This window comes from Streptomyces sp. NBC_00576, assembly GCF_036345175.1.
Taxonomy (GTDB): Bacteria; Actinomycetota; Actinomycetes; order Streptomycetales; family Streptomycetaceae; genus Streptomyces.
Genome location: NZ_CP107780.1, coordinates 10565385 through 10592146 on the forward strand (window position 1 = coordinate 10565385; position 26762 = coordinate 10592146).

19 protein-coding genes are annotated in these 26762 nt (G+C 68.7%); 13 read left to right on the forward strand and 6 right to left on the reverse strand.

Translation table 11 applies throughout. From position 1 onward, the window contains the following. Window positions 1-222: 222 nt before the first annotated feature. Window positions 223-2937: a branched-chain amino acid ABC transporter permease/ATP-binding protein gene (locus OG734_RS46075; RefSeq protein WP_330293351.1), complete on the reverse strand. Its 2715-nt coding sequence runs from the start codon at window positions 2935-2937 to the stop codon at window positions 223-225. Window positions 2938-3064: 127 nt separating this feature from the next. Between OG734_RS46075 and OG734_RS46080 the strand changes: the two genes are divergently transcribed. The 5 genes from OG734_RS46080 to OG734_RS46100 all read left to right on the forward strand — a co-directional run bounded on the left by OG734_RS46080 (window position 3065) and on the right by OG734_RS46100 (window position 9019). Further along, window positions 3065-4306 carry an ABC transporter substrate-binding protein gene (locus tag OG734_RS46080; protein ID WP_330293352.1) on the forward strand — a complete coding sequence of 414 codons (1242 nt, stop codon included), beginning with the start codon at window positions 3065-3067 and terminating at the stop codon, window positions 4304-4306. Window positions 4307-4344: 38 nt separating this feature from the next. Next, window positions 4345-5082 (forward strand): ABC transporter ATP-binding protein, encoded by a 738-nt coding sequence (locus tag OG734_RS46085; protein ID WP_330293353.1) that lies wholly within the window; start codon window positions 4345-4347, stop codon window positions 5080-5082. Window positions 5083-5092: 10 nt separating this feature from the next. Next, the gene (locus OG734_RS46090; protein ID WP_330293354.1) at window positions 5093-6436 is read left to right on the forward strand and encodes a hypothetical protein; all 1344 of its coding nucleotides are present in this window, start codon (window positions 5093-5095) and stop codon (window positions 6434-6436) included. Next, window positions 6433-7821, forward strand: coding sequence for an acyl-CoA reductase (locus OG734_RS46095; protein WP_330293355.1), 1389 nt, complete (start codon window positions 6433-6435; stop codon window positions 7819-7821). Before OG734_RS46090 ends, OG734_RS46095 begins: the two co-directional genes overlap by 4 nt. Before the next feature lie 151 nt (window positions 7822-7972). Continuing rightward, window positions 7973-9019, forward strand: coding sequence for a LacI family DNA-binding transcriptional regulator (locus OG734_RS46100; protein ID WP_330293356.1), 1047 nt, complete (start codon window positions 7973-7975; stop codon window positions 9017-9019). A 351-nt stretch (window positions 9020-9370) separates the two neighbouring features. Here OG734_RS46100 and OG734_RS46105 read toward each other — a convergent pair whose 3' ends face one another. Next, a complete protein-coding gene (locus tag OG734_RS46105) occupies window positions 9371-11332 on the reverse strand; it encodes an APC family permease (protein ID WP_330293357.1) in 1962 nt (653 codons plus the stop codon). 573 nt (window positions 11333-11905) lie between these two features. Here OG734_RS46105 and kdpF point away from each other — a divergent pair. Genes kdpF through OG734_RS46125 form a run of 4 tightly spaced genes read left to right on the forward strand, consistent with a single transcriptional unit; the run spans window position 11906 to window position 16557 of the window. Beyond that, the gene (gene kdpF, locus OG734_RS46110) at window positions 11906-11995 is read left to right on the forward strand and encodes a K(+)-transporting ATPase subunit F (protein ID WP_016434100.1); all 90 of its coding nucleotides are present in this window, start codon (window positions 11906-11908) and stop codon (window positions 11993-11995) included. Between the two features lie 8 nt (window positions 11996-12003). Continuing rightward, entirely contained in the window at window positions 12004-13719 is a 1716-nt protein-coding gene (gene kdpA, locus OG734_RS46115) for a potassium-transporting ATPase subunit KdpA (protein ID WP_330293358.1), read from the forward strand. A 47-nt stretch (window positions 13720-13766) separates the two neighbouring features. Then, window positions 13767-15863, forward strand: coding sequence for a potassium-transporting ATPase subunit KdpB (kdpB, locus tag OG734_RS46120; RefSeq protein ID WP_443065133.1), 2097 nt, complete (start codon window positions 13767-13769; stop codon window positions 15861-15863). Window positions 15864-15888: 25 nt separating this feature from the next. After that, complete coding sequence (locus OG734_RS46125) at window positions 15889-16557, forward strand: potassium-transporting ATPase subunit C (RefSeq protein WP_330293360.1); 669 nt, start codon at window positions 15889-15891, stop codon at window positions 16555-16557. 54 nt (window positions 16558-16611) lie between these two features. Here the strand turns inward: OG734_RS46125 and OG734_RS46130 are convergent, their stop codons facing one another. After that, on the reverse strand, window positions 16612-18333 hold the full coding sequence (locus tag OG734_RS46130) for a SpoIIE family protein phosphatase (RefSeq protein WP_330293361.1): 1722 nt from the start codon (window positions 18331-18333) through the stop codon (window positions 16612-16614). Window positions 18334-18586: 253 nt separating this feature from the next. Between OG734_RS46130 and OG734_RS46135 the strand changes: the two genes are divergently transcribed. Further along, complete coding sequence (locus OG734_RS46135) at window positions 18587-19615, forward strand: SDR family oxidoreductase (RefSeq protein WP_330293362.1); 1029 nt, start codon at window positions 18587-18589, stop codon at window positions 19613-19615. 216 nt (window positions 19616-19831) lie between these two features. Here the strand turns inward: OG734_RS46135 and OG734_RS46140 are convergent, their stop codons facing one another. Next, window positions 19832-20194 (reverse strand): hypothetical protein, encoded by a 363-nt coding sequence (locus tag OG734_RS46140; RefSeq protein WP_330293363.1) that lies wholly within the window; start codon window positions 20192-20194, stop codon window positions 19832-19834. Between the two features lie 276 nt (window positions 20195-20470). Here OG734_RS46140 and OG734_RS46145 point away from each other — a divergent pair, with 276 nt between their 5' ends. Together OG734_RS46145 and OG734_RS46150 are read left to right on the forward strand one after the other, a co-directional pair. Beyond that, the gene (locus tag OG734_RS46145) at window positions 20471-21622 is read left to right on the forward strand and encodes a sensor histidine kinase (RefSeq protein ID WP_330293364.1); all 1152 of its coding nucleotides are present in this window, start codon (window positions 20471-20473) and stop codon (window positions 21620-21622) included. Beyond that, entirely contained in the window at window positions 21619-22275 is a 657-nt protein-coding gene (locus OG734_RS46150; RefSeq protein ID WP_330293365.1) for a response regulator transcription factor, read from the forward strand. Before OG734_RS46145 ends, OG734_RS46150 begins: the two co-directional genes overlap by 4 nt. 317 nt (window positions 22276-22592) lie before the next feature. Here OG734_RS46150 and ligA read toward each other — a convergent pair whose 3' ends face one another. Then, window positions 22593-24680 carry an NAD-dependent DNA ligase LigA gene (gene ligA, locus OG734_RS46155; RefSeq protein ID WP_330293366.1) on the reverse strand — a complete coding sequence of 696 codons (2088 nt, stop codon included), beginning with the start codon at window positions 24678-24680 and terminating at the stop codon, window positions 22593-22595. 251 nt (window positions 24681-24931) lie between these two features. On the opposite strand from ligA, the gene OG734_RS46160 reads away from it, so the two are divergent. Further along, window positions 24932-25315 (forward strand): winged helix-turn-helix transcriptional regulator, encoded by a 384-nt coding sequence (locus OG734_RS46160; protein ID WP_330293367.1) that lies wholly within the window; start codon window positions 24932-24934, stop codon window positions 25313-25315. A 76-nt stretch (window positions 25316-25391) separates the two neighbouring features. Here the strand turns inward: OG734_RS46160 and OG734_RS46165 are convergent, their stop codons facing one another. Then, window positions 25392-26660, reverse strand: a complete 1269-nt coding sequence (locus OG734_RS46165; protein ID WP_330293368.1) for an alpha/beta hydrolase family protein — start codon at window positions 26658-26660, stop codon at window positions 25392-25394. Window positions 26661-26762: the final 102 nt, after the last annotated feature.

Below are 26762 nucleotides of genomic sequence, written 5' to 3' on the forward strand. Positions count from 1 at the left end.
CTGACGGCATGAGTGGTGCGGACAGCCGTCTTCACCTGCGGAGTCTGCGGCTTCGTTGAGCACGCCGACCTGAACTCGTCCCACAACATCGCCCAACGCGGGTGGATGGCATGGATCTGCGGGGCCGAGTCACAGGCCCCAGTCCTCACGCTCATCGTGTGAGGACTGGACACAGCCGGAACCGTCACCGCCAGTGATGACCGGAGCAGCAAGCCCGGGACTTCAGTTCTGGGTGGTTGACGCCGGCGTCTCCGGCTCCAGGTCGCCCAGGTAGGCCGCCCGGACCGCCGGATCGCGGCGCACCTCCTCCGGCGTACCGGCGCAGATCCGGCGGCCGAAGTCCAGGACGACGACCTGGTCGCAGACGCTCATGACCATGTCGACGTCGTGCTCGACGAGCAGCACCCCCATGCCCCAGTCCTCGGCGAGCCGCCGCACCAGGTGGGCCAGCTCCCGCGTCTCGTCGTCCGACAGCCCTGCCGCCGGCTCGTCGAGGAGCAGTACGGACGGCGAGGCGGCCACCGCGCGGGCGATGGCCAGCAGCCGTCGTTCACCGTAGGACAGGTCGCCCACCGGCCGGTCCAGACTGTCCTGGAGACCGAACTCCCGTACGGTGACCAGCACATGGGCCGGGAGCGGCCGGCTGCCGGGGCGGATCAGGTCCGTGAGGTACGTCCACCGGCCGGGCCGGTCGCAGGCCGCGTACAGGTTGTCCAGGACGGTCATGTCCTCGAACAGCTCCAGAGACTGGAAGGACCGGCTGAGCCCGGCGGCGGCACGTCGGTGCACCGGCAGGCGCGTCGCGTCCCGGTCGCCGAGACGCACACTGCCGGACGCGGCCCGGGTGAAGCCGGTGACGGCGTCGATCGCGGAGGTCTTGCCGGCCCCGTTGGGCCCGATGAGACCGACGATCCGGCCCGGCTCCACGTCCAGCGAGAGCCCGTCGACGGCGACGACACCGCCGTAACGCACGGTCAGATCCCGCACGTGGAGGGGGAGTGGCGCAGCTCGGCGCACCGCTACCGCCGCCTCCACGCGCCCGGTCTCCGGCACGCTCGCACCGCGCCCGGCGGACAGCCTGCGGTGCACGCCCGCCGCCTGCCTGCCGAGCTCCTTGCCGATGCCGTCCTGGTTGCCCACCAGTGTCAGTACCAGGATGATCCCGCCGATCAGCGGCATCCACTCGCTCAGTCCGGGCAGCACCAGGTCCCCGAAGCGGGCACCCACCGTGCCCGCCGCGAAGACCGCGCCGAACAGCGGGCCGACGAGGAAGCCGACCCCTCCGATGACGGCGAGCCCGAGAGCGGTGATGGACTCGAAGCTGGCGAAGTCGGAGAAGACCACGGAGGTCGAGCGGAAGCCGGTGAGGACTCCGGCGAGCGCGGCGATGGCGGCGGACAGGCCGAACGCGTAGAGCTTGGCCGCGCGCACGTCGATGCCCAGAGCGGCGGCGGCCCGCTCGTTCGCCCGTACGGCGATGAGCCGGCGGCCGGTTCGGCTGCGCCGCACGTTGGCGACCACGAGCGTGGCGGCGACGAACATCACGAGCACCACGGTGGCGTACCGCTGCGGATGGTCGACCCCGGAGATGCTGATCCCGAAGAGGGTCTGCTTGCCCACGGCGATGCCGTCGCTGCCGGGGGTCGTCGACAGATCGGTGTTCTGGAAGACCATCGCCTCCAGAGTTGTGCCGAGCCCGAGCGTGATGATGGCGAGGTTGACGCCGCGCGTGCGGACCGCCGGGAGCGCGAACAGCAGGCCGATCGGCACTGTGCCCAACACGCCTGCCAGCAGGGCGAGTTCGAAGGGCCAGCCCCAGTCGGCCGCCGCGTGCCCGGCGATGAAGGCGCCGGTCCCGGCGAGGGCGTAGGCCGCGAGGGAGACCTGTCCCGCGTAACCGGTGACCACGACGATCGACAGGATGATCAACGCCATCACCAGGGTGGTGGTGATCGCGTCGGCCCACAGCGGAGTCGACAGGCTCACCAGCAGCAGCCCCACCGCGACGGCGAGAGCCAGCGGCACCGGGCGGACCCTGCCGGAGCCGAGGGCGGGCAGCCGGTCCAGGAACGTGCCGCGCAGTGGCAGCGCCTTGCCGCGGGCGACCAGCACCAGTGCGATGAAGAGGAACGGCACCGACGAGGCGAGCCCGGTGACGTCGGAGCCGAAGCGGGTCAGTTCGGACTGGACGCCGCCGATGACGAGACCGCCCGCCAGGGTGACGGGGAACGACGAGAATCTGCCGACCAGGGCGGCGGCCAGCGCGCTCAGCAGAAGGGTGGTCAGCCCGGTCACCGACAGACCGATGACCGGCACGATCAGAATGCCCGTCAGCCCTGCGAGCGCCGAGCCGAGCGCCCAGTTGCCGGTGGCGATCAGGTCCGGGGACCAGCCGAGCGAGGCGGCGGCGCCCTCGTTCTCCGCGACCGCGGTGGTGCCCAAGCCGAACAGGGTGTGCTTGTAGAGGAGATGGAGGGCCGCGGTCACGACGACCGCGATGGCGAGCAGCCACACGCGGTCCTCGGTCACCGTCGCCCCGGCGATCGTCAGCAGCCGGGTCGGCAGCTTGCCCGGCACCAGCTGCAGGCTGTCGCCGTAGCGCTTGACGGCGATCGCGGTGAGCACGATGAACACCGCCAGGGTGGCGACCAACCGGGCCAGTGAGGACGCCCGGCGCAGCGGGCGGAGCACCAGCAGATGGGTGAGCACCCCCAGCAGCGCGGAGGCGAGCACCCCGCAGGCGACGGCCGGCCAGTACGGCACGCCGTGCTGAACGGCCAGCTCCCACTGGACGTAGGCACCCGCCATCCCGATCGCGCCGTGCGCGAAGTTCAGGACTCCGGAGCCCCGGTAGACCAGGACGATGCCGTGCGCAGTGAGCGTGTAGAGGGCGCCCAGACCCAGGCCGAGCAGCGCGAACCTGAGGATGTCGTCCATCGGGGAACCTCCCAGAGGTGGAACGAGACAGCGCATTCAGTTAAATAATTGTGCCGAGAGTACTTCACTAACTCGAAAACTCACCCCATGCTGTTCGCATCTCGACGACGAGCCCCGCGGAGGAACCATGAACGACTCACGCCGACGCAGAACCGCCGCAGCGAGCTGCCTCGCGGTGACCGGAGTCCTGCTCGCCGCAGGCTGCGGGGGAGAGGCCGCCGGCAGCTCCACGGAGACCACCTCCCTGAAGGGCACACCGGTCAAGGTGATGGTCTGGACGCCGGAGGACACCCAGGGCAGCGCCCAGCCAGGCGTCCGGCTCACCGCCCAGGCATACGAGAAGTGGATCAACGCCAACGGCGGGATCAAGGGCGGTCCGCTGAAGGTCCTCACCTGCAACGAGAAGAACGACCCCGACGAGGCCGAGAAGTGCGCCCAGCAGGCGGTCGCCGAGAAGGTCGTCGCGGTCGTCGGCTCCTACAGCCTCGCGGGCGACCGCTACATGCCCATCCTGCAGAAGGCCGGCATCCCCTACCTCGGCGGGACCGGCGTCTCGGCCGCGGAGTTCTCCAACCCGCTGTCGTTCCCGGTCAACGGCGGCACCCCCGTCGTGTTCGCGGCACATGGGCAGCAGTTGGTGCAGGAGGGCTGCAAGAAGATCTCCGGCGTGCGTTACGACGTCGCCGCCGCCGCGATCGTCTCGCAGTTCCTCACCCTCGGTGCGGTCTCCGCCGGAGGGGCGCCGGCCAAGGACCTCAAGGTGCCGGTCACCTCGACCGACCTCGCGCCGCAGGTCGCCGCGGCGACCAAGGGCAGCGACTGCGTGGACGTCATCCTGGGCACGCACTCGGACCTGTTCGTGACGTCGTACGTGCAGTCCGGCGCGAAGACGAAGCTCGGCAGCGTCGTCGGCAACCTCACCCCGCAACTGGCCGAGAGCACCGGCGGTGCGAGCAGCCCGCTGGAGGGCTCCGCGATCACCGGGTACTACCCGCCCTCCTCCGACCCCGCCTGGAAGGACTTCCTCGCCGCCACCAAGGGCAACAAGGACATCGACCCCACCAACGGCGCCAACGGCACGACCTGGGTGGCGTTCAAGGTCTTCACCGAGGCGGTCAAGAAGCTCCCGGCCATCACGTCCGAGGCCCTCGTGCAGGAACTCGACAGCACCTCGGGCATCGACACCGGAGGCCTGACCCCGCCGCTGACCTGGAAGACGTCGACGGCTCTGCCCATCAAGGGGCTCGACCGTATCCACAACACCACCGCCACCGAACTGACCATCCGCGACGGCAAGATCGAGTGGGCCAAGCCCGGATCGACCTTCGTCGACGTCCGCAAGATGCTGACGGCCATGTCGTCCGGCTGATCCGGCAGGACCGGCAGATTCGGCTGAGGAGAAAGCCCGTGCACGACATCGACACGCCCCTGATCGCGACCCGCGCCCTGTCCGCCGGATACGGCACCCGACCCGTCGTACGCGACCTCGACATAGAGGTCCGTCCCGGTGAGGTCGTCGCTCTGCTCGGTCCCAACGGCGCGGGGAAGAGCACGACACTCAGGGCGTTGTCCGGCGACCTGGCCCCGATGGGCGGTGAGGTGAGCTGGCTGGGCACCCCCGGCCACGCACCCCTGCACCGGCGCGCCCGCGAGGGCCTCGCCTACGTCGGTGAACGGACGGTCTTCACCCGGCTCGACACCACCGACAACCTGCGGGTCGGGCGGGTGACACCGGACCGGGCCGTCGAGCTCTTCCCGGAACTCGGCAAACGCCTGAAGGTCGGCGCGGGCATGCTGTCCGGCGGCGAGCAGCAGATGCTGTCGCTGGCCCGCGCCCTGTGCCGGACCCCCAGGCTGCTCCTCGCGGACGAACTGTCGCTCGGCCTCGCCCCGCTCGTGGTCGACCGCCTCCTGCGCGCCGTCCGCGAGGCGGCGGACGGCGGCCTGGGTGCGCTGCTGGTCGAACAGCATGTGCGCAAGGTGCTGGACATCGCGGACCGCGTGTACGTCCTGCACCGCGGCCGCATCACCATGACCGGCACCCCGAAGGAACTGCGCGGAAACCTGGACGCGATCGAGTCCTCGTACCTCGCGGAGAAGACCGCAGAAAAGACTGCAGAAAAGACAATGTACGCAACCGACTGAGGTGAATGCTGTGGCAACCGCACGCGAGCAGATCCGAGCTCTGGTCCAGTCCGGCGACCCCTTCGATCAACCGGCCGTAGGCGTGCGGGAGTTGCAGCTCGAAGCCGCGCGGGAGACCTTCACCGCCCAACGGGAGCGGATCCCGCTGCTGCGCACCCGGGCACAGGAGACCGGCGTGCACGAGATCACGGGTCCCGACGACCTCGTGCCGCTGCTGTTCTCGCACACCAGCTACAAGTCGTACCCCGTCTCCCTCATCACCGCCGGCCGTTGGGACCGGCTTCTGCGCTGGTACACGACCGTGTCGGTGCTCGAACCGGGCGACGTCGACATGGACGGCGTACGCGACATCGACGAGTGGACCGACCGGATCACCGCCGCAGGACACCGCCCGTACATCACCAGCGGCACCTCCGGGAAGGTCTCCTTCCTCAACTGCGATGCCGGCGACCTGAGTTTCCTGCACGACATCCTGGAAAACCTCACCTGCTGGCCCGATCCGCTCCCACCGAAGCCGACCCGCCGCGGCTACCTCCTCGCGCCCGCTAGCGGCCCGATGCGCTCCGTCGACGGCTTCCGGTGGCACGCGGAGGTCTTCGCGCGGCCCGGGGAGACCCGGCTGCTGACCGAGGAGCCGATGCGGGTGTCCGAACTGATGAGCAGCGCCCTCCTGCGTCGCCGGATGGCGGAGGGCACCGCGACCCCGCAGGAGATCAGCTCCTTCGAGACGGCGTCGGAGACCCGCGAGCAGGAACTCGGCGCGGCCATGGACCGCATCGTCGACGACATCGCCGCCCACCGCGACGAGCCGTTGCTGATCGCCGGGATGAACAACCAGCAGTTCACGCTGATCCAGGCCCTGCGCACCCGCGGCGTACCCGGCGGCAGCCTCCACCCGGACACGCTGGTGCTCAGCGGCGGCGGCAACAAGGGCCGTGCGCTGCCCGACGACTACCAGGCGCAGTTCGCGGCCTTCTACGAAGGAGTACGGCGGGTGCGCAGCTACGGCATGACGGAGCTTCAGGGCTCCTGCCTCGCCTGCGAGAAAGGCAACTACCATGTGCCGCCGTGGGTGATCCCGCTGGTGCTGGACGAGGCGGGCGAGAAGCTGCTGAACACCGAACACGGCGTCGTGGAAGGGCGGTTCGCCTTTCTGGACGTCTCCCTGCAGGGCCGCTGGGGTGGACTGATCAGCGGTGACCGGGTCTTCGTGGACTTCTCACCGTGCGACTGCGGCCGACCGGGACCGACCGTCCTGCCGGACATCCGGCGCTACGGGGACCTGGGCGGCGACGACAAGATCACCTGCGCGGCGACCCTCGACTCCTATGTGCGGGGGATGATCCACGGATGAGCGACACGACGCTCGACGCCGCTGCGGCGACTTCCGTGGCCGTCGTACACGTGATCCGCGGAGAGGTCGACGAGGGACCACTCCTCGACCTGGGCCGCTTCACCGCACCGGAACTCGACCTGGACCGCCTCGTGTGGCCCCGCACCGAACCCGGCCCCGCCTTCCACGTGCCCGTCGCGGAGATCGTCGACCTGTTGGTGGAGACCGGTGAGGCCCTCAAGGCGGACCGCGCGGGCCTGCTCGCCGAGGCCCTGGACCGAATGGTCGGGGTCAGCCCGCTGCCCGCGGAGGTGCTCGAACGTGCCTACGCCGTACTGTGGCGCAGCTTCCAACGACCCGGCCTGTACGCCCAGATCGACCACGAACTCGGCGGAGCGGACGTACTCGACGGCTGGCGCGAGGTTCGGCTGCCCGGGGACCGGATCGCGGCCACTCGCGCCTTCCCGCCGCGCCTGGTGCACATCATCGCCGGCAACGCACCCGGCGTCGCGGCGATGTCCGTCGTACGCGGCGCCCTCACCAAGGGCGTCAACCTGCTGAAGCTGCCCTCGAACGACCTGTTCACCGCGACCGCGATCCTGCGCACGATGGCCGCGGTGGCGCCCGGCCATCCTGTCGTGCGCTCGTTCTCCGCCGTGTACTGGCGCGGTGGCGACGAGAGCGTGGAGAGCGTGCTCTTCCGCCCGCAGTTCTTCGACAAACTGGTCGCCTGGGGCGGCGAGGCCACGATCCGCGGCGCACTGCGGTACGTGGGCCCGGGCCTCGAACTGGTCTCCTTCGACCCCAAGACCTCCATCTCCCTGATCGGCCGCGAGGCCTTCGAGTCCCGTCAGGCCCTGGCCCGGGCCGCCGACGCGGGCGCTGCCGACGCCACGTTCTTCAACCAGCAGGCGTGTGTGGCCAGCCGCTTCCAGTTCGTCGAGGGCTCCTGGGAGGACGCGGACCGCTACGCCGCCCTGCTCTGCGAACGCCTCGGCGTGGCAAGGGAGTTCAGCTCCGCCGACGGACCGCGAGTCGCCGCGGAACTCCGCGAGGAGATTGACGTACTGCGCTTGTTGGCTCCGGACTACCGGGTGTGGGGCGGCTACGACGGCCGGGGCCTGGTCATCCGTTCGCCGGAGCCGGTGGACTTTCACCCCGACGGAAAGATCGTCGACGTCGTCCCCGTCGCCGCACTGTCCGAAGCCGTCATGCACGCCGGGGTGGCCACCCAGACGGTCGGCGTGTATCCCGACACCCGCAAGGCGGAACTGCGCGATGCCCTCGCCTGCGCCGGCGTCCAGCGTGTCGTCTCCCTCGGCGGGGCGGGCGGCATGCCACCGGGCCTCTCCCACGACGGCTTCTACCCGCTGCAACGGCTCATGCGCTGGGTGAACGACGAGTGAGCCTCAGAAGCGTCCGCCCGTGGCCGGAAATTCTGTCGGCGCTCTTGACGCATACTCCTCCGGTTACATAGATAGGACCGCGCGGTCAGTGACCGCGCGGTCATATGCTTGGCCTCGCTCATACAGAGGCATGCGCTTGACGGGAGATTCGATGACACGAATGGTGGCGCACGGTGCGGCCTCGGCCGCTCCGCGCAGCGCGGATGTGGCCCGGGTGGCCGGCGTGTCGCGCAAGACGGTGTCGCGGGTCCTCAACAACGAACCGTACGTCTCCGACGAGGCTCGTCGACGCGTCCTGGAAGCCGCGGAAGAACTCGGTTACCGGCTGAACCAGGCCGCCCGGGCGCTGGCCTCCGGCCGGAGCCGGTCCATCGGCGTCGTCGCCCTGGGCACAGCCGGCTACGGAACCGCCTCGCTTCTCGTCGGCATCGAGAAGGCCGTACGGGACGCCGGTTACGCGCTGCGCATGGTCAACACGGTGGACGGAGAGCCGGAAGGCATCGCCGGCGCCGTGAGCTCACTCCTTGAACAAGGCGTGGACGGCATCGTCGTCTCCGAACCCATCGTGGAGGGCGAGGTGCGCGTCGGGATCGACGTGCCGCTCCTCTTCCTGGGAGCACCACCAGCCTTCACCTCCGCCCGGACCCTGACTGCGGGCGTGGGCGCGTTCGAGTTGGCGAGGGCAGCAACGGATCACCTGCTGGATCTGGGACACGCAACGGTCCATCATCTCGCCGGTCCGCAGCAGTGGTACGCCTCCAAGGACCGTATCGAGGGCTGGCGGGCGGCGCTGACAGCACGGGGAGCATATGAGCCTCCCCTGATCGAGGGGGACTGGTCACCTGAGTCCGGCTTCGAGGCGGGCCGCGAGTTGGCTGCGGACCCTTCCGTGACCGGGGTGTTCGCCGCGGGCGACGAAATGGCCATCGGCCTGATCCACGCCCTGCGGGAAGCAGGCCGCCGTGTACCGGAGGACATCAGCGTCGTGGGCTTCGACGGCAACCCCGTCTTCGCCTACGTCACTCCTTCCTTGACCACCGTGCGTCAGCCCTTCGACGAAGCGGCACGGGAGGGGATCAGGCTCCTCGTGCACGCCATCGAGGCGCCCGAGGCCGATCTGCCCCCGGCGAGCGAACCGCCGGTCGAACTCGTCGTCCGCGGCTCGACCGCCCCTCCACCGTCCCACCACGACCGATAGACCCTCTCCCTTTTTTTTGGGCTTCACCCGCAGCGGGCGTGAGGGCCGACGCCCCGAACACCGTCCTCGGCCGTCCGACGAGTAGCCGACCGCGAGGCTCACGGACGCAGTCATCGCCGTGGCGTCGACCTTCCCACGCCGATCCACGGCAGCCGCTGGACCGCTGGCAGCGTGAAGTCGGACGCGAAGCCGTACTCCGCACGCGGGCCACCAGGCCCACCGCTCCCGGCAGTGATCCGTCGCTCACAGAGGTCGCAGAGTGTCGCGCGGGTCGGTCATCGGTCCATGTTCAAGCGTGGGCAGTCAACCAGCAGGGCACTGACGCGGCCCAGAACTCATCGGTTGTCCCCGTCACCCCGTGTGGACGCGCGGTCGCCGGGCACGGTCCGGTTCCGCCTCGCGCAGGACCTCCCGGGTGACCGGGGCGACCTCGCCCTGGCCGAAGAGGAAGAAGCGCAGGAAGTTGGCGAAGGGGTTGCCCTCGGTCCACTCGAAGTAGATGTGCGGCGTGCGGCCGGTCGAGTCGCGAACGTGGAGGAGCAGCGCGGCCAGAGCGTTGGGTACGGAGGAGGACTCCAGGGTCAGGACGCGGTAGCGATTGTGGAGCACTTCGCCGCGTACGGTCAGACCCGCCTCGAACTCGGAAGGGTCGAGGACCGAGACCTCGACGAAGACGAAGTCCTCCTGTCCCGGCAGATCGTTGTCCTGCCGGATCTGTTCGATCTTGTCGCGGTACTCGGCCTTGTCGCGCCGGTCCGGCTCGTTGGCGATGAACCGTATCTTCCGGCTGGCCATGTCCCGTACGAATCGTTCCGCCATGTCGTCCAACGACACGCTTGTCACGCGTAGTTCGAAGGCGCGGGCCAGCCGCGACAGCAACGAGACCAGGATGATCCCCGCGATGAAGCAGGCGCCGATCTTCACACCGTCCGGACGCTCGATGACGTTCACCACGGTGACGTAGAGGAAGACGACCGAGATCACCGCGAAGCCGATGGTCCAGTTCCGCTGGCCGGCCTTGCGGGCGGCGATCGTCACGGCGATGGCCGCCGAGGAGATGAGGACCAGGACGCCGGTGGCGTAGGCACCGCCCTGGGCGTTGACGTCGGCGTCGAAGATCCAGGTGACCAGGAAGCCGATGAGGGTGAAGACGATGACCATGGGGCGCACCGCGCGGGCCCAGTGCGGGGCCATGCCGTAACGGGGCAGGTAGCGGGGCATCAGGTTGAGCAGGCCGGCCATCGCGGAGGCGCCGGCGAACCAGAGGATGGCGATGGTCGAGACGTCGTAGACCGTGCCGAAGGCATTGCCGAGGTACTCGTGGGCCAGAAAGGCGAGCGCGCGTCCGTTGGCCTGGCCGCCGGACTCGAACTCCTTCTCCGGGATCAGCACCGTGGTAATGAAGCTGGTGGCGATCAGGAAGACGCTCATGATCAGGGCGGCTGTCGTGAGGAGCTTCTTCGTGTCGCGGATACGGCCCTTCGGGTTCTCCTCCGTGTCGTCCGGGTCGCCCTTGACGTGTGGCATGACCGCGACGCCGGTCTCGAAGCCGGACAGGCCCAGGGCCAGCTTGGGGAAGATCAGCAGGGAGACGCCGATCATGGCGAAGACGTTGCCGTGCTCGGCGATAAGGGCGCTGGACCAGTCGGTGACCACGTGGCCCTCGGTGAGTACGTGCCACAGGCCGACGGCCACGACGACGGCGTTCAGGCCGAGATAGGCGACCACCAGGGCGACCGCGACGCCGATGGCCTCCAGGAAGCCCTTGAGGAAGACCGCGCCGAGCAGGGCGACGAGGATGAGAGTGATCAGCAGCTGTTTGTCGTGCAGGGTGCTGGTCAGATGTGGGTTCTCGACCAGGTGGGTCGAGGCGTCCGCCGCGGAAAGGGTGATGGTGATCAGGAAGTCGGTCGCGGCGAAGCCCAGCAGGGTCAGGACGAACAGCTTGCCCTTCCAGAACGACAGCAGCCGTTCCAGCATCGCGATCGAGCCCTCGCCGCGCGGGCTCTCCTCGGCCACCCGCCGGTAGACAGGCAGAGCCCCGGCCAGGGTGACGATCACCAGCACGATCGTCGCGATCGGCGACAGCAGGCCGGCCGCCAGGGCCGCGATGCCCGGCTGGTAGCCGAGGGTCGAGAAGTAGTCGACACCGGTGAGACACATGACCCGGTACCAGCGCTGACCCTGGTGCTCGGGCTCGGGCTCGATCCTGGCCGCCGGAGTCCGGTCACCGTGGCCCTTGCCCATGTCGGACAGCCCCTCCAGCATCCAGACGCGCAGGCGGCTGGGAGGAGGGTGTTCGGTGGTGGGCATGGGCGTGCTCCTGAGGTGCGTCTCGGCGTGTGGTTTCGGCCATCACGCGGACGGCGGAACCAGCGTATGCAGAGAGTGACGCACGGGCCCATGGATAGGACCGTCGACGGCGTCAATCTTCCGTTAAGACAGGCGGCGTGAACTGGGCCAGATGAGGGACGTGCGGCGGTGATGGGTCCGGCACGGACACCCAGCGTCACGTCGGATCCGGGGCGGCCCATCTCGTAGTTGATCCGCCGGTCCCGTCATGGTCCCGCTCGCCGCTCGCCGCCCTGCCGGGTGCGGCGCCAGATCCAACGGGGCGCCGTGGTCGCGCACGCCGTCCGCCAGGACATCGACGCGGTGATCTGCCGGCTGCGCTGTCGGCCGTCAGGGTTCCGTCAAGGGCGTACGACGTGCCGTAAGAGAGGTGTCAACGGCGGCCGAATTTGGCCACAAAGGCGCTTACCTCGAACTGTCCGATTCGTTTCTGAACCTCATCTAGGAGTTCGCGATGGCCGATCTGGCCTTCGTCCTCACCACGATCGCGGTGTTCGCGCTGGTGGCCCTCGCCGCCAAGGGGGTGACGAAGCTGTGACCGCCGAAAACATTGTCGGTCTGGTCGTGGCCGTCGCCCTGCTGGGCTATCTCGTCCTCGCCCTGATCTTCCCGGAGAGGTTCTGAGCACAGTCATGGGTCCTGTACCTGCCGGCATTCTCCAGTTGCTCGCTCTGACAGCGGCACTGGCACTCGCCTACGTCCCGCTCGGCGACCACATGGCCAGGGTCTACTCCTCCGACAGGCACTGGCGCGTCGAGAAGTGGATCTACAAGGGCATAGGCGCCGATCCGGACACGGAGATGCGCTGGCCCGCCTACCTGCGCGGCGTCCTCGCGTTCTCGGCCGTCAGCGTCCTGTTCCTCTACCTGCTCCAGCGGCTTCAGGGCGTCCTGCCCGGCTCGCTGGGCTTCTCCTCGATCGACCCGGACCAGGCGTTCAACACCGCCGCGTCGTTCGTTTCGAACACCAACTGGCAGTCGTACTACGGCGAACAGGCCATGGGCCACGTCGTACAGACCGGCGGCCTCGCCGTGCAGAACTTCGTCTCGGCCGCGGTGGGCATCGCCGTCGCCGTGGCGCTGGTACGCGGTTTCGCCCTCCCCCACTCTCGGCTTCGCTCGACCGGGGGGACCCCCATCCGCACCGGTGAACTCGGCAACTTCTGGGCCGACATGGTGCGTGGTGTCGTCCGCATCCTGGTGCCGCTGTCCGTCGTCGCCGCGGTCGTCCTCGTGGCCTGCGGTGCGATCCAGAACTTCGCCGGTATTCATGACGTCGGCCAATTCCTGAATGGGCACAGCACGGGCGGGTCGCAGCAGTGGAACGGGGGTGCGGTCGCCTCGCAGGAGGCCATCAAGGAGATAGGTACCAACGGTGGCGGTTACTTCAACGCCAACTCCGCGCACCCCTTCGAGAACCCGACGCCGTTCACCAACCTGTTCGAGATCTTCCTCCTGCTGGTGATCCCGTTGGCGCTGACCCGGACGTTCGGCCGGATGGTCGGCAGCCTGAAGCAGGGCTACGCGATCCTCGCCACGATGGCGACCATCTGGGTCGGCTTCGTCGCGCTGATGATGTGGACCGAGTTCGCCCACCACGGCCCGGCGTTCGACATCGCGGGCGGGGCGATGGAGGGCAAGGAGCAGCGCTTCGGTGTCGGTGCCTCGTCGATCTTCGCGGTGTCGACGACGCTGACGTCCACGGGTGCTGTCGACTCCTTCCACTCCTCGTTCACGGGGCTCGGTGGCGGGATCACGATCCTGGGCATGCAGCTGGGCGAGATCGCGCCCGGGGGTACCGGTTCCGGTCTCTACGGCATGCTGATCATGGCCGTCATCGCGGTGTTCATCGCGGGGCTCATGGTCGGCCGTACGCCCGAGTACCTCGGCAAGAAGATCGGCACCCGTGAGATCAAGTTCGCGGCCTGCTACATCCTCATCACCCCGGCCCTGGTGCTCGTCTTCACGGCCGCGGCCATGGCGCTGCCGACGCCCGGCAACTCGATGACCAACAGCGGGGCGCACGGCTTCTCCGAGATCCTGTACGCCTACACCTCCGCGTCGAACAACAACGGTTCGGCCTTCGCCGGGCTGAACGCGGACACCCAGTGGTTCAACAGCACGCTGGGCATCGCCATGCTGCTCGGCCGTTTCCTGCCCATGGTGTTCGTCCTGGCGCTGGCCGGCTCACTCGCCGAGCAGAAGCCGGTACCCGCCACCGCGGGCACCCTGCGCACCGAGAAACCGCTGTTCACCGGTCTGTTGGTGGGCGCGATCCTCATCATCACCGGTCTCACCTACTTCCCGGCGCTCGCGCTGGGGCCGCTGGCCGAGGGGCTGGCGTCATGACCACTCGTACAGACATGACCACTCGTACAGAGAAGCAAGAGGGCCCGATGTCCACTGCCACCCCGACCCGGGCACCTCGCAGTGACGCGCCGACCGGGCACAGGCCCGCCGAAGGACGTGTCGGCGCGGGTGTGTTCGATCCGAAGCAGCTGGTCAAGTCGCTACCGGACGCCTGCCGCAAGCTCGACCCGCGGGTGATGGTCAAGTCCCCCGTGATGTTCGTGGTGTGGATCGGCTCGCTGCTGACCACGGTGTTCTCCTTCAAGGACCCGGGCGACTGGTTCGGCTGGACGATCAGCGCCTGGCTCTGGCTGACCGTGATCTTCGCCAACCTGGCGGAGGCGGTCGCCGAAGGGCGCGGCAAGGCCCAGGCCGACACCTTGCGCAAGGCCAAGACCGACACGGTGGCCCGGCGTCTCGCGGGTGACCGCGAGGCGCAGGTGCCCGGCACCGAACTGCGCATCGGCGACCTGGTGGTGTGCGAGGCGGGCGACATCATTCCCGGCGACGGTGACGTCGTCGAGGGCGTGGCGTCAGTCGACGAGTCGGCCATCACCGGGGAGTCGGCGCCGGTCATCCGCGAGTCCGGTGGTGACCGCAGCGCTGTCACCGGCGGCACGAAGGTGCTGTCCGACCGGATCGTCATCAAGATCACGACGAAGCCGGGCGAGACCTTCATCGACCGCATGATCAGCCTGGTCGAGGGTGCTGCCAGGCAGAAGACGCCGAACGAGATCGCCCTGAACATCCTGCTGGCCTCGCTGACCATCGTGTTCCTGCTCGCCGTGGCTACCCTGCCGCCGTTCGCGGACTACGCGGGCACCCATCTGACGATGGTCGTGCTGGTGGCGCTGCTGGTCTGTCTGATCCCGACCACGATCGGCGCACTGCTCTCCGCGATCGGGATCGCGGGCATGGACCGCCTCGTCCAGCGCAACGTACTCGCCATGTCCGGCAGGGCGGTCGAGGCCGCCGGTGACGTCTCCACGCTGCTGCTGGACAAGACGGGCACCATCACGCTCGGCAACCGGCAGGCGTCCGAGTTCGTGCCGGTGACCGGCACCGGCGAGGCCGAACTGGCCGGCGCGGCGCAGTTGTCGTCGCTGGCCGACGACACGCCCGAGGGGCGGTCCATCGTCGTGCTGGCGAAGGAGAAGTACGGGCTGCGCGAGCGTCACCAGGGCGAGTTGTCGGGGGCCGAGTGGATCGCATTCACCGCGCAGACGCGGATGTCGGGCGTGGATGTCGACGGGCGCAAGATCCGCAAGGGGGCGGCAGGTTCGGTCGTCGCCTGGGTGCGTGAGCAGGGCGGCGAGGTGTCCGAGGACGCCGGTGCGCTCACCGACCGGATCGCCGAGGCGGGCGGCACCCCGCTGCTCGTGGCCGTCGAAGACACCGACGGGGCACGGGTGTTGGGCGTCGTCCACCTCAAGGACGTCGTCAAGGAAGGCATGCGGGAGCGGTTCGACGAGCTGCGCCGCATGGGCATCAAGACCGTCATGATCACGGGCGACAACCCGTTGACCGCCAAGGCGATCGCCGAGGAGGCGGGCGTCGACGACTTCCTTGCGGAGGCCACCCCCGAGGACAAGATGGCGCTCATCAAGCGGGAGCAGGCGGGCGGCAAGCTCGTCGCCATGACGGGTGACGGGACGAACGACGCGCCTGCCCTTGCCCAGGCCGACGTGGGCGTGGCGATGAACACGGGTACGTCGGCCGCGAAGGAGGCCGGCAACATGGTCGACCTTGACTCGAACCCGACGAAGCTGATCGAGATCGTCGAGATCGGCAAGCAACTGCTCATCACCCGGGGTGCGTTGACGACGTTCTCCATCGCCAACGACGTCGCGAAGTACTTCGCGATCATCCCGGCGCTGTTCGCGGCCGTCTACCCGGGACTCGACAGGCTCAACATCATGAACCTGTCCTCGCCCGACTCCGCGATCCTCTCGGCCGTCATCTTCAACGCGCTGATCATCATCGCGCTGGTCCCCCTGTCGCTGAAGGGCGTGCAGTACCGGCCGGTGAGCGCGGACAGGATGCTGCGGCGCAACCTCGGGATCTACGGCCTCGGCGGACTCGTCGTCCCCTTCATCGGCATCAAGATCATTGACCTGCTCATTTCCCTCATCCCCGGGCTGTAACTCTGTGAAAGCGTGCTGATCGGCTATGAACAACTCGGTTACCAACACGGCCCGGTTGCTGTGGGCGGGACTGCGAGCCCTTCTCGTCCTCACCGTCGTGACGGGTGTGATCTACCCGCTGGCCGTCACAGGGGTCGCCCAGGCGCTCTTCAACGACAAGGCGAACGGCTCGGAGATCAAGGCGGACGGCAAGGTCGTCGGCTCCTCCCTCATCGGACAGTCGTACACCCGCCCGTTGAAGAAGGGCGAGGAGACTCCGGCCCCCGATTTGAAGTGGTTCCAGGGGCGACCGCAGAACGGCCTCGGCAGCAACAGCATCAACACTCAATACAAGCTGATCCTCTCCGGCGCGACGAACCGCTCCGCCGACAACAGGGAGCTGATCGACTGGGTGAAGGCCGCCAAGGCCGCCGTCGTCAAGGACAACTCGGTGGCCGGATATACGGTCAAGCCCTCCGAGGTGCCCGCCGACGCGGTCACGTCCTCCGGTTCGGGCCTCGACCCTGACATCTCTCCGGCGTACGCCGACCTCCAGGTCCACCGGATCGCCGAGCGCAACGGCCTCGCCGTTGCCCGGGTGCGGAAACTGGTCGACGACCACACCGACGGCCGCACCCTCGGCTTCATCGGTGAACCGCGGGTCAACGTCCTCGAAGTCAACATCGCTCTCAAGGAACTCTTGGCGAAGAGCTGACGGCCCTGCGCCCGCCAAGCGGGAGTTGGCGGACCGGGCGACACCCCAGGGGCTTCACGTACGGGTGGGCACCCGCAGGGCGAGGAGGGCGACGTCGTCGTCGTTGGCGGCGGGGCGGACCCGGTGCAGCAGCTGGTCGGTGAAGGAGGCCAGAGGGCGGTGGGCGAGGGCGGCGGCATGCCGGCGCAGTCGGTGAAGGCCTTCGTCGAGGGTGTGGCCGGGTTCTTCTACCAGGCCGTCGGTGTAGAGCAGGAGCGTGGAACCGGGCGGCAACAGGGTGGTGGCGTCGGTGCGGTGCTTGTGGGCTCCGGTGCCCAGGAGAATGCCGTGGCCCTCGGTGAGGTAGTCGGCCAGACCGTCGTGGCTGATCAACAGGGGCGGCGGGTGGCCGGCGTTGGTCCAGGACAGTTTCCATTGGCCGTCGTGGGCCTCTTCGATCCGGGCGAGGATCATGGTGGCCATGGCGACGTCAGTGATGTGCAGGACCGCCTCGTCCAGGCGTTCGACGATCCGGCTGGGGGGCTCTTGCAGGGCCCAGGCATAGGCGCGGAGCATGTTGCGCACCTGTGCCATGCCGGCTGCGGCCTCCAGGTCGTGGCCGACGACGTCGCCGATGGCCAGCGCGGTGGCGCCGTCGGACAGCGAGAAGGCGTCATACCAGTCGCCACCGACCTGCGAGGCGTCGGGCGCGGGCAGATAGCGGACCGCCATCTGCAGCCCGGGCACGCGCGGCATCTGGGGCAGCAGGTGGTTCTGCATGGTCTCGGCGACCTTGCGCTGGCGCTGGTACAGACGCGCGTTGTCCAGAGCGAGGCCGGCGCGGCGGGCGATGTCCTCGATCAGGGGGAGATCGGGAGCGCTGAAGTCTCGCGGCTGCTTCGCGCGGCCCAGGGTCAGGGCCCCGAGCACCGCGCGTGTGCTGCGGATGGGGGCGATGGCCGCGGAGTGGATGCCGGTGGTGTCGAACAGACGGCGCTGTTCGACCGCGATGCCGGAATCGGGTGACCCCTGGTAGGTCTGCGGGTCGGCCAGAGTCGATGCGACTCCGCGTAGAGCCCTGGACAAGGGCATCGGGGATTCTTCAGGGACCGGTGGCATCGGTCCCTGAAGTTCCTCGTGGTGCACCAGGGCGTCGTCGTTCGCCTCGACGACGACAGTGCGCCACACCTCGTCGCGCTCGGTGATCAAGTCGATGATGGCCCAGTCCGCCAGTCGGGGCACCACCAGAGTCACCAGCCGTCGCAGTGCCTCGTCGACATCGAGAGTGGAGGTCAGCTGAGAGGTGGTCGCGGCCAGCAGCGCGAGCCGCTCGATTTCCGGCAGCAGCGTCGCCGCAGGCTCGGGCAGCGGGTCGGTTTCCCGCGGATGCCGGGCGTGGAAGAGGATGAGCGTGCTGCCTTCATGTCCGCTGAGGCCGAACGGGGCTATCAGCCACGAGATGGGCAGCAGGGAACCGTCCCCGTGGGCGAAGTAGTCCTCGTCGCCCAGAGCGGCGTGTCCGGCGTGGAAAGCCTGTCGCATGCGGCAGCGAGTCCTCGGCAGGGGCTGGCCGTGGACATCCCGGTGCAGCAGGTCGTGCGCGTCATGACCGAAAAGATCGCTGGCCGGCCTGCCCAGATACTGCTCGGTGCGGGAGTTGACGGCGATGATTCGGCCCTGCTCGTCCACGAGGTAGGCACCGGTTCCGATGGCTTCCAGTGCCTCGGTGAGCCCGGCGGCCGGTGGCGCCGTCAGCGGCCGTTCGCCGTTGGCCTCCGTATGCGCTGGTCCTGCCATGACCTGATCTCCCTGACTGAGTGGCGGCACGGCCCGCTCGGCGGTGTCTGCTGCTTTCCCGCCTGCCCGGTAGCCGTGAATCCAGCCTCGCCCTCGCTCGCGGTCGGCAAACCGGGCCGTCGGATCCCGGCCATCAACGAGGAAAAGGGGCCGTCCGGGACCGGCTGGTGTCCGTGTGCAGCCGCGGGCGCTGGGTACTCGGCCATCGCACGGCCACGACGCGTGGAGCAGGCCCCTCCCGGAGGAGCAGACAGTGAACAGTGAAACCGGCGGCAGGATCGTCGTCACGGGAGCCACCGGCAATGTGGGTACCAGTCTGGTGCGTCTGCTCGCCGAAGGCGCGGAGGTTGGCTCGGTGCGGGGGCTGGCCCGCCGGATTCCCGACTGGTCGCCCGCCAGGACCGAGTGGTCCGCGGTGGACCTGGCGAACGAGGACTCGGACCTGGTCAAGGAGTTCGAGGGCGCCGACGCCGTCGTACATCTGGCCTGGGCGTTCCAGCCGACACATGATCCGGCAGCGACGTGGCGTACCAACGTCCTGGGCAGCATCCGGGTGTTCGAGGCAGTGGCCGCCGCGAAGGTTCCCGCACTGGTGCACGCCTCGTCGGTAGGCGCCTACTCGCCGGGGCCCAAGGACCACATGGTCGACGAGTCATGGCCGACTCACGGCTGGCCGGATGCCGCGTACTGCCGTGAGAAGGCCTACCTGGAACGGTCGCTGGACGCCTTCGAGTACGAGCACCCCGGTGTCCGCGTGGTGCGGATGCGGCCCGCGTTCCTCTTCAAACGGGAGTCGGCGAGCGAGCAGCGCCGAATATTCGGCGGCCGATTCCTGCCGGGACCGCTGGCCCGCCCCGAACTGCTGCCCTTCCTGCCCGACATCCCCGGCCTACGGGTGCAGGCCCTGCACACCGACGACGCGGCCAGGGCGTACCAGCTCGCGCTACGGAGCGACGCCCGCGGCGCCTTCAACCTGGCGGGCGAGCCGCCCATCGACGCGGAGACGCTGGGCGAGATGCTCGGAGCGCGCCCGGTGCAGTTGCCACGCTCCGCAGCCCGCACGGCGATCGCCGCCGCATGGGGCCTGCGTCTGCTGCCCGCCTCGCCGCATCTCTTCGACGCCGTGCTGAGGCTGCCTCTGATGGACTGCTCGCGGGCCCATACGGAGCTTCACTGGCGGCCGGAGCATACGGCCGTAGAGGTGCTGGAGGAGTTTCTGCACGGCATGCAACAGGGAGCCGGCGCGGAGACGGAACCGCTGCGCGGCCGCAAAGTGGGCTAGTACCACGGCCACAGCGACGGTCCTGCCGTCTGAGCCACTTCTCGGGGCCGCAGGACACGCGACCGACAGTCGTATCCCAAACGCCGCAGGATCACAGGGAAGGCCCTCCGCCGCCGTGTCTGCGGCAGCGGAGGGCGGCTCGTCAGCGAGGCTGCGACCAGCCGCGACGGCGCCGCAGCGGACCGACAGCACCTCGCCGCACCAACAGCGGGGCGCTCAGCACTGGTAGAAGATGATCTGTCCGTCGCCGTTCTCGTCCACCGAGGTGCCCCAGACATTGGCATCCGACGTCCAGCCGTAGGTCTGAGTCCCCGCGAGCCTCACGTACCACCACACGTTGCCGAACGAGTTCTTGGTCCAGCACTGGAAGTAGACCGTGCTGCCCTCGGGAGCCCATCCGGTGTTGCCGCACCCGTCCGCGTAGGGACCGCTCTTGAGGTTGACTCCCCAGAGCATCTCCGCGCGCCCCTCGCCGTTGGCTGTGGGGGTCCAGCATTCCGCCTGGGCGGCGGCGTGTGCCGACGGCGCGATTGTGGCGCCGGCACCGAGTACCAGCAGGGTCGCGAACAGCGCGTTCACGATGGATCGAATCAGGCCACGTTGCGACACGGTATTCAACACGGGCAACTCCTTGTCTGAAAGGCATGGCAGTAGTCCGGAGACCTCAAGAGCAGCCGAGGGTCGACGGACGCGAACCTTGTGATCCCGGAACGTACGGTTCGCCGCCCACGACCCGCGTCCCATGCGGGGTTGAACTCCCGTACAGACCACGGTGGTAGCTGCCCGGCTCCTGCAACTTCCGCGGTACCGCGAAAGGTTGACGCCCATCAGGCCGGCAGGCCTTACGCTGCTGCGATGCGGATCCGCCCCCTCGTCGTCGACGCGCTGATCGTGGCGGCGCTGACCGGCGTGGCCCTACTGCTGGGGCCCGAGGCCGCGCGCCAGGGGCATAATCCGCTCGACGCGACTGCCTACGCACTGGTCGTCCTGGTCCACCTGCCGCTAATCCTCCGCAGCCGGGCCCCTCTCGTGGTCTGCTGCCTCGTACACGCGACCTGGCTGGTGTACATCACCGCGGGCTACTGGCCCGTGGTGTGCAGCTTCGGCCCCATGCTCGCCGTCTATACCGTCGCCTCCCTGCGGGCGCTTCGCGTTGCCGCCCCCTGCGCCGCGCTGATGGGCGGGGTCTGGATCTACGCGGGTGCGGTGAACCACACCGACTCCTGGGCGTCCGTCGCCGGACAGGCCGTGGTCTACCCGGCGATGCTGTGGCGGTTCGGCGTCCTGGCGCGCCGCTCGACCGAGCTGGCCCGACAACTGCGCCGGGAACAGGCCGAGCGGGCCCGACGCGAGGTGGCCGAGGAACGCGGCCGGATCGCCCGCGAACTGCACGACGTGGTCGCCCATCACCTGTCCGTGATCTCCGTGCAGACCGGTCTCGCCCGGTTCGTCTTCGACACCGACCGCCAGACCACGCGCACCGCGCTCGACACCATAGAAGCCACCGGCAAGGAGGCGCTAGAAGAGCTGCGCCGCATGCTCATGGTGCTGCGCGCCGCTGACGACGGTGCCCCCGCCGGGCCGATGCCGGGCCTGGCCCGCCTCAGCGAGATGACCGAACGCGTCCGCGCCGGCGGGACCGCGGTCGCCCTGACCGTCGAGGGCATCGAGCGCCCCCTGGCCCCCGGTATGGAACTGTGCGCCTACCGGGTGGTGCAGGAGGCACTCACCAACGTCCTCAAGCACGCGCCCGGCGCGAGTGCGCAGGTACGCCTGAGGTATGAACCGCACCAGGTGACGGTTTCGGTCACGGACGATGGAGAGGGGGTGATTCCAGACAGACTACGAACCGGCGGCGGACACGGCTTGCTTGGCATGCGGGAGCGGGCCAAGCTCTACGGCGGGCAGATCGACATCGGCCCACGGGACCAGGGTGGTTTCGCCGTGCGGCTGATCCTGCCGACCTCCGCGCGGGCCGCACAGCAGGGGGACGACGCCACCACATGACCACAGTGCTTGTCGTGGACGACCAGTTCCTTATCCGGGCCGGCCTGGTGGGCCTGCTGCGTGCCGCACCCGGCATCGAGGTGGTCGGCGAGGCGAGCGACGGCGCGGAGGGCGTGACACTGGCCGCCCGGACCGCCCCAGACGTGATCCTCATGGATGTGCGGATGCCCGGCATGAACGGCATCGAGGCCACCGAACGTATTCTCGCCCGGGCCGATGACCCCCCGCCCCGGATCCTGATGCTGACCACCTTCGACCTCGACGAGTATGTGTACGGGGCGCTGCGCGCCGGAGCCTGCGGGTTTCTGCTCAAGGACTCCGGCCCGGAGCGGCTGCTCGCCGCCGTGGCCGCGATCGCCGGTGGTGACGCGCTCTTCGCACCCAGCGTCACCCGCCGCCTGGTGGAGGCTTACGCCCGGCAGACCGCCTGCGAACAGCCCACCGATCTGGACGCGTTGACCTCCCGTGAACTGGAGGTCCTCACACTGATCGCACGCGGCCTGTCCAACCTGGAGATCGCTGACCGCCTCTACATCAGCGAGGCGACCGTCAAGACCCATCTCAACCGCACGATGACCAAACTGGACCTGGACAGCAGGGCACAGGCCGTGGTGGTGGCGTACGAATCGGGGCTGGTGACCCCAGGCGGATAGACGCCCGGCCGCGCCGCGACAGACCGAGCCTGGCGGCCGTACACCCGCCGTATGTAAGCGAGGAGGGAAGCCAACAAGAACGGATCAACGGGCCGCTCTGGACCGGGTTCTGCTGCGGCCGAGACGACGGCGCTCCCCAGTTCCGGAGGCGGTGGTGTGTGAGAACCGACTTGAGATCCTGTTGCCCCAGCCTCGCGAAACGGCACGTTGAAGCCGCACTCGTCGGCCGGGGGCGCTGACGTTCGGAAGTCGCCCCGGACGGGCGTCGGCACACCTTCTGCGCTGTGGGAACTGAGCCACCCGTCCTCGTGGTGGAGTCAGTCGACGTGCTCGGCGACGAGTGCGGCGAATTCATCCGGGGTGGCCAGGCGGATGCCGAGAGTCTCGGCCTTGGCGCGTTTGGATCCGGCACCCTCACCGGCGACGACCAGGCTGGTCTTCTTCGAGACGCTGGAGGAGGAGCGGCCCCCGGCCCGTTCGATGAGCTCGTTCATCTGGTTGCGGCTGAGCTTCTCCAGCACGCCGGTCATCGCGCCGGTCACCACGACCGTCATCCCGGCAAGCGGCCCGCCCGCGGCCTCAGCGCTCTCTGTACTGCCATCGGCACCGTCGACCCTGGGGGCGGGCGGGGTGACGCCGGGCTCGGTCATGTTCACCCCGGCTGCGGCGAGTTTGCCGATGAGCGGGGCGAGTTCGGCGAGTTCGGCGACGATGGAGGGGGCCTTCTCGGTGCCGATGCCATCGACCTGTCGCATCGCGTCGGCGTCGGCGGCGCGGATGTTGTCCATGGTGGCGAAGTGCCGGGCGATGCGACGGGACATGGAGCGGCCGGTGCCGCGTACCCCGAGTGCGCACAGCACCCGCGACAGCGGTTGCTCCTTCGCCGCGCCGATCGCGGTGAGGAGGTTGTCGGTACTGGTGGCGCCCATCCGTTCCAGGTTCAGGAGCTGGTCGCGGGTGAGGGTGAACAGGTCGGCGAGATCTTTCACCAGACCGGCGTCGACGAGCTGAACGACGCGGGTGTGGCCGAGGCCTTCGATGTCGAGCTGGTCGCGGCCGGCGGCGTAGGAGAGCGCGGCTACCAGGTGGCAGTTGCGGCCGTTGACGCACCGCCAGCGCTGTTCGCTGGTGTCGATGCCGGCTCCGCACCGCGGACACATCTCTGGAAAGGCGATGGGCTGTTCGTCTCCGGTGCGCAAGTGGGCGACAGGCGCTTCGACACGGGGGATGACATCGCCGGCGCGATGGACCATGACGTGGTCACCCAGGCGCAGATCGCGGCGGGTGATGTCGCCTGGGTTGTGGAGCGTGGCGTACGTGATGGTGGCGCCGTCGATCTCGACCGGCTCCAGCACGCCGCGCGGGGCGATGATCCCCGTCCGGCCCACGTTCCACTCCACCTCCAGCAGCCTGGTGATCTTCTCCACGGCGGGCAGCTTGTAGGCGATCGCCCAGCGCGGGGCCCGTGAACCGGATCCCGCGGTCTGCTGGTCGGCGGCCAGGTCCGCCTTGATGACGATCCCGTCGATCCCGAAGGGCAACTCGGCCCGCAGCGCGGCGATCTCTCTGACCCGGGCCAGCGCCTGCTCGACGTTGTCGGTGGTGATGCCGGGCACGGCAGTGGTCGCGGTGGTGTTCACTCCGAGCTCGCCGGCCAGAGTCATGAGGTCGCTGTGCGCGAGTTCGCCCAGTCGATCCGCGAGCTGCGTTCCGGTGTCGGCGACGGGCAGCAGGCCGTAGCCGAAGAACGTCATGGGCACCGTGTAGGCACGCTCCCTGGCACGCAGGGTGCCGGCCGAGGCGCCGCGCGGGTTCGCGAACGGCGCCCCGCCGTGCGTCGTCCGAACTGTGTTCGCGTACTCGAACTGGAGAGCGGTCATAAGGACCTCGCCGCGCGCTTCCACCGTCACCGGTTCAGCAAGTTCCGCGGGCAGGCCCTCGATGGTGCCGATGGCGTGCGAGACGTCCTCCCCGGCCGTCCCGTCGCCACGTGTGATCAACCGGGTGAGGCGTCCTCGGGTGTAACGGGCGGCGATCGCGAGACCGTCGAGCTTCGGCTCCACGCTGAAGCGGGCGACGTCGCGGCCGATACGCCGGGCCAGCGACGCCGTCCAGGCCGTGAACTCCTCGGGGGAGAAGACGTTGTCCAGGCTCAGCATCGCGACCGTGTGCGGGACATCGCCCTCCACAGCGCCCCCGGCGACCTTCCCGGTCGGCGATTCGGGCAGTACCTGATCGGGATGCCCGGCCTCCCAGGCCGCGATGCCGCGTAGCAGCCGGTCGTAGGCGTCGTCGTCGAGCACCGAGTTGCCGCCCGCGTAGTAGGCGGCCGACGCCTTTGTCGCATCCTCGACTGCCTGCGCGTAGGAGGCCGCATCCACAATCACTGCACCTGGTGTCGTCATGCCCGCCATCTTGCCTGCCACCACCGACAACGCCCCCGGCTGACCGAGTGAAGCGCCTGTTCACAACTGGTCGCTGTCGTGCTGAGCAGAGCCGATCCGCGCCGTGCCGCGCGTTGCCGACAGGCTCAGGCCGGCAGTCGCGTGTCGACGACAAGTCGCCTTTCTGGCTTGCTCTCTTGTAGTTACTTGGGGACTGTAGGAGAGTGAAGGTTGACCTGGAAGAACGTCCTTTTCGGTGACTGAGGAAACTGATGGCGACCAAGCAACTGCTCAATGGCCTGCCCGAGGACGCGGACCTTAGGCGCGCGGACTCCCTGGCGCGGGAGATCTTCTCGGACGTCGCCAACAAGTGGGCGCTCCTGATCATCGAGGCTCTCGGCGAGCGCACCCTACGCTTCAGCGAGCTGCGGAACGAGGTCGAGGGCGTCAGCCACAAGATGCTCACCCAGAACCTGCGCATGCTGGAACGCAACGGCCTGGTCGACCGGAAGGTGTACCCCACCGTGCCGCCGCGGGTGGAGTACACCCTTACCGAACCGGGCCGGGCCCTGCGGACCACAGTCGACGCCCTGTGCGTCTGGACCCACCAGTATCTCGGTCGCATTGAGGACGCGCGCCGTCACTTCGGCACCTGAACAACCTCCACAGACGGGACGGCGCAACTCCGACCGAGGTCGATGGCCAGCCGCTGGATCCACCGAACCGGGGGGATCAGTCAACAAACTCCATTGCTGGGTACTGGTCTGACGGCCCGTTCAGCAGCCGGCCGGACCGCCCGCGCAACCAGTGGTCGAAGTACGCGGACAGGTAGGCCTCATTGGTACGGATCGCCGTCGCCGGATCGATCGTGCCGATGTTCTGCGTCTGGGTGGCCGGCGGCAGACCTAGCTGCGGAAGCAGCGCTTCCGCGTCCGTGAACGAGGCGTGCTCCGACCCGCGTAGCGTGAGCTGGCGTGTCCAGCCGGGGGTGCGGGCGCGGAACGCCTGCCAGCCGGGTCCGGTGTCCGTACTTCCATCCTTACCTATCAGCAGGAGCGGTCGCGCGAGCCCGTGCTCGGCCACGGGCATGAGTGTCCCGTCGAAGTTGGTCAGATTGCCGTCCATGTTGATGCCGGCGCTGATCCGCGGGTCGGCATCCATTGCCGTGGCCGTGGCCGTGCCTCCCATCGAGTGACCGAACATGCCGACCCTGGAGAGGGCGAGCGACCCAGCGAGGCCATGGGGGAGTCGTCGGCCGTCCACGTCAGGGTTGTGGCCGGCGTTCAGCAGGCTCAACTGGTCCAGGACGAAGCTGGTGTCGGCGGTCCGGACGGCGAGGGCCTTCTTGATGAACGCGTCAGGGTCCGTCGGCGTGACCATGGTGGCCAGCGAACCGTTGGGGAACTGGACTTCCGGGGATTCGTAGGTGTTGTCGATGGTGACCACCACATAGCCCCGGCTGGCGAGATCCGCTACCAGCGTGGTGCCCCAGGTCCGGGGTTCGCCAAGCCCTGGGGAATAGATCAGCACCGGCCGTCCCCCATCCCCGCGGGCAACCGGAGCGCCCTGGACCGCGTGCGTGGCGGTGGCCGCCCAATTGACCTGTCCGGTCGGCAGGTTCATCCCGAGGTAGTCGTTGGCGGTCACGGAGTCGAAGTGCGCTGCCGCCCTGGGAAGCATGTACGGTGCGGCGGGATGGTGTGCTGTATGCGTCGTGGGGTAGTACACGCTGACCATCAGCTCGCGGTAGTTCTGACTGGTCTGCCAAGGGTCGGGCCGGGAGTGGTCCACGAGGTGCACAGGCACTTCGCCGACCTGGTACCTGCCGGTGGGGAGGGGCAGACTCAGCTGCGCCGGGTGCCTCGTGGGCGCGACTGTGGTAGCGGCCTCAGCAGCCAGAACGGCGGTGAGAGTGCTGATTGTGATGACCGCGCAGGCGACCGCGGCCCGCAGGAAGCCACGCCGATTGCTTCGTTGCCTGATCGATTGTTCCTCCGTCATGTGAGCCTATGTTCCAAGCCACGAGCTGGCCGCACCATCGGGGTGTCCCCCCATTTCGGTCTGTGGTCATCCCTTAGGGGTTTGCTCGCGGCCGGTTTGTGG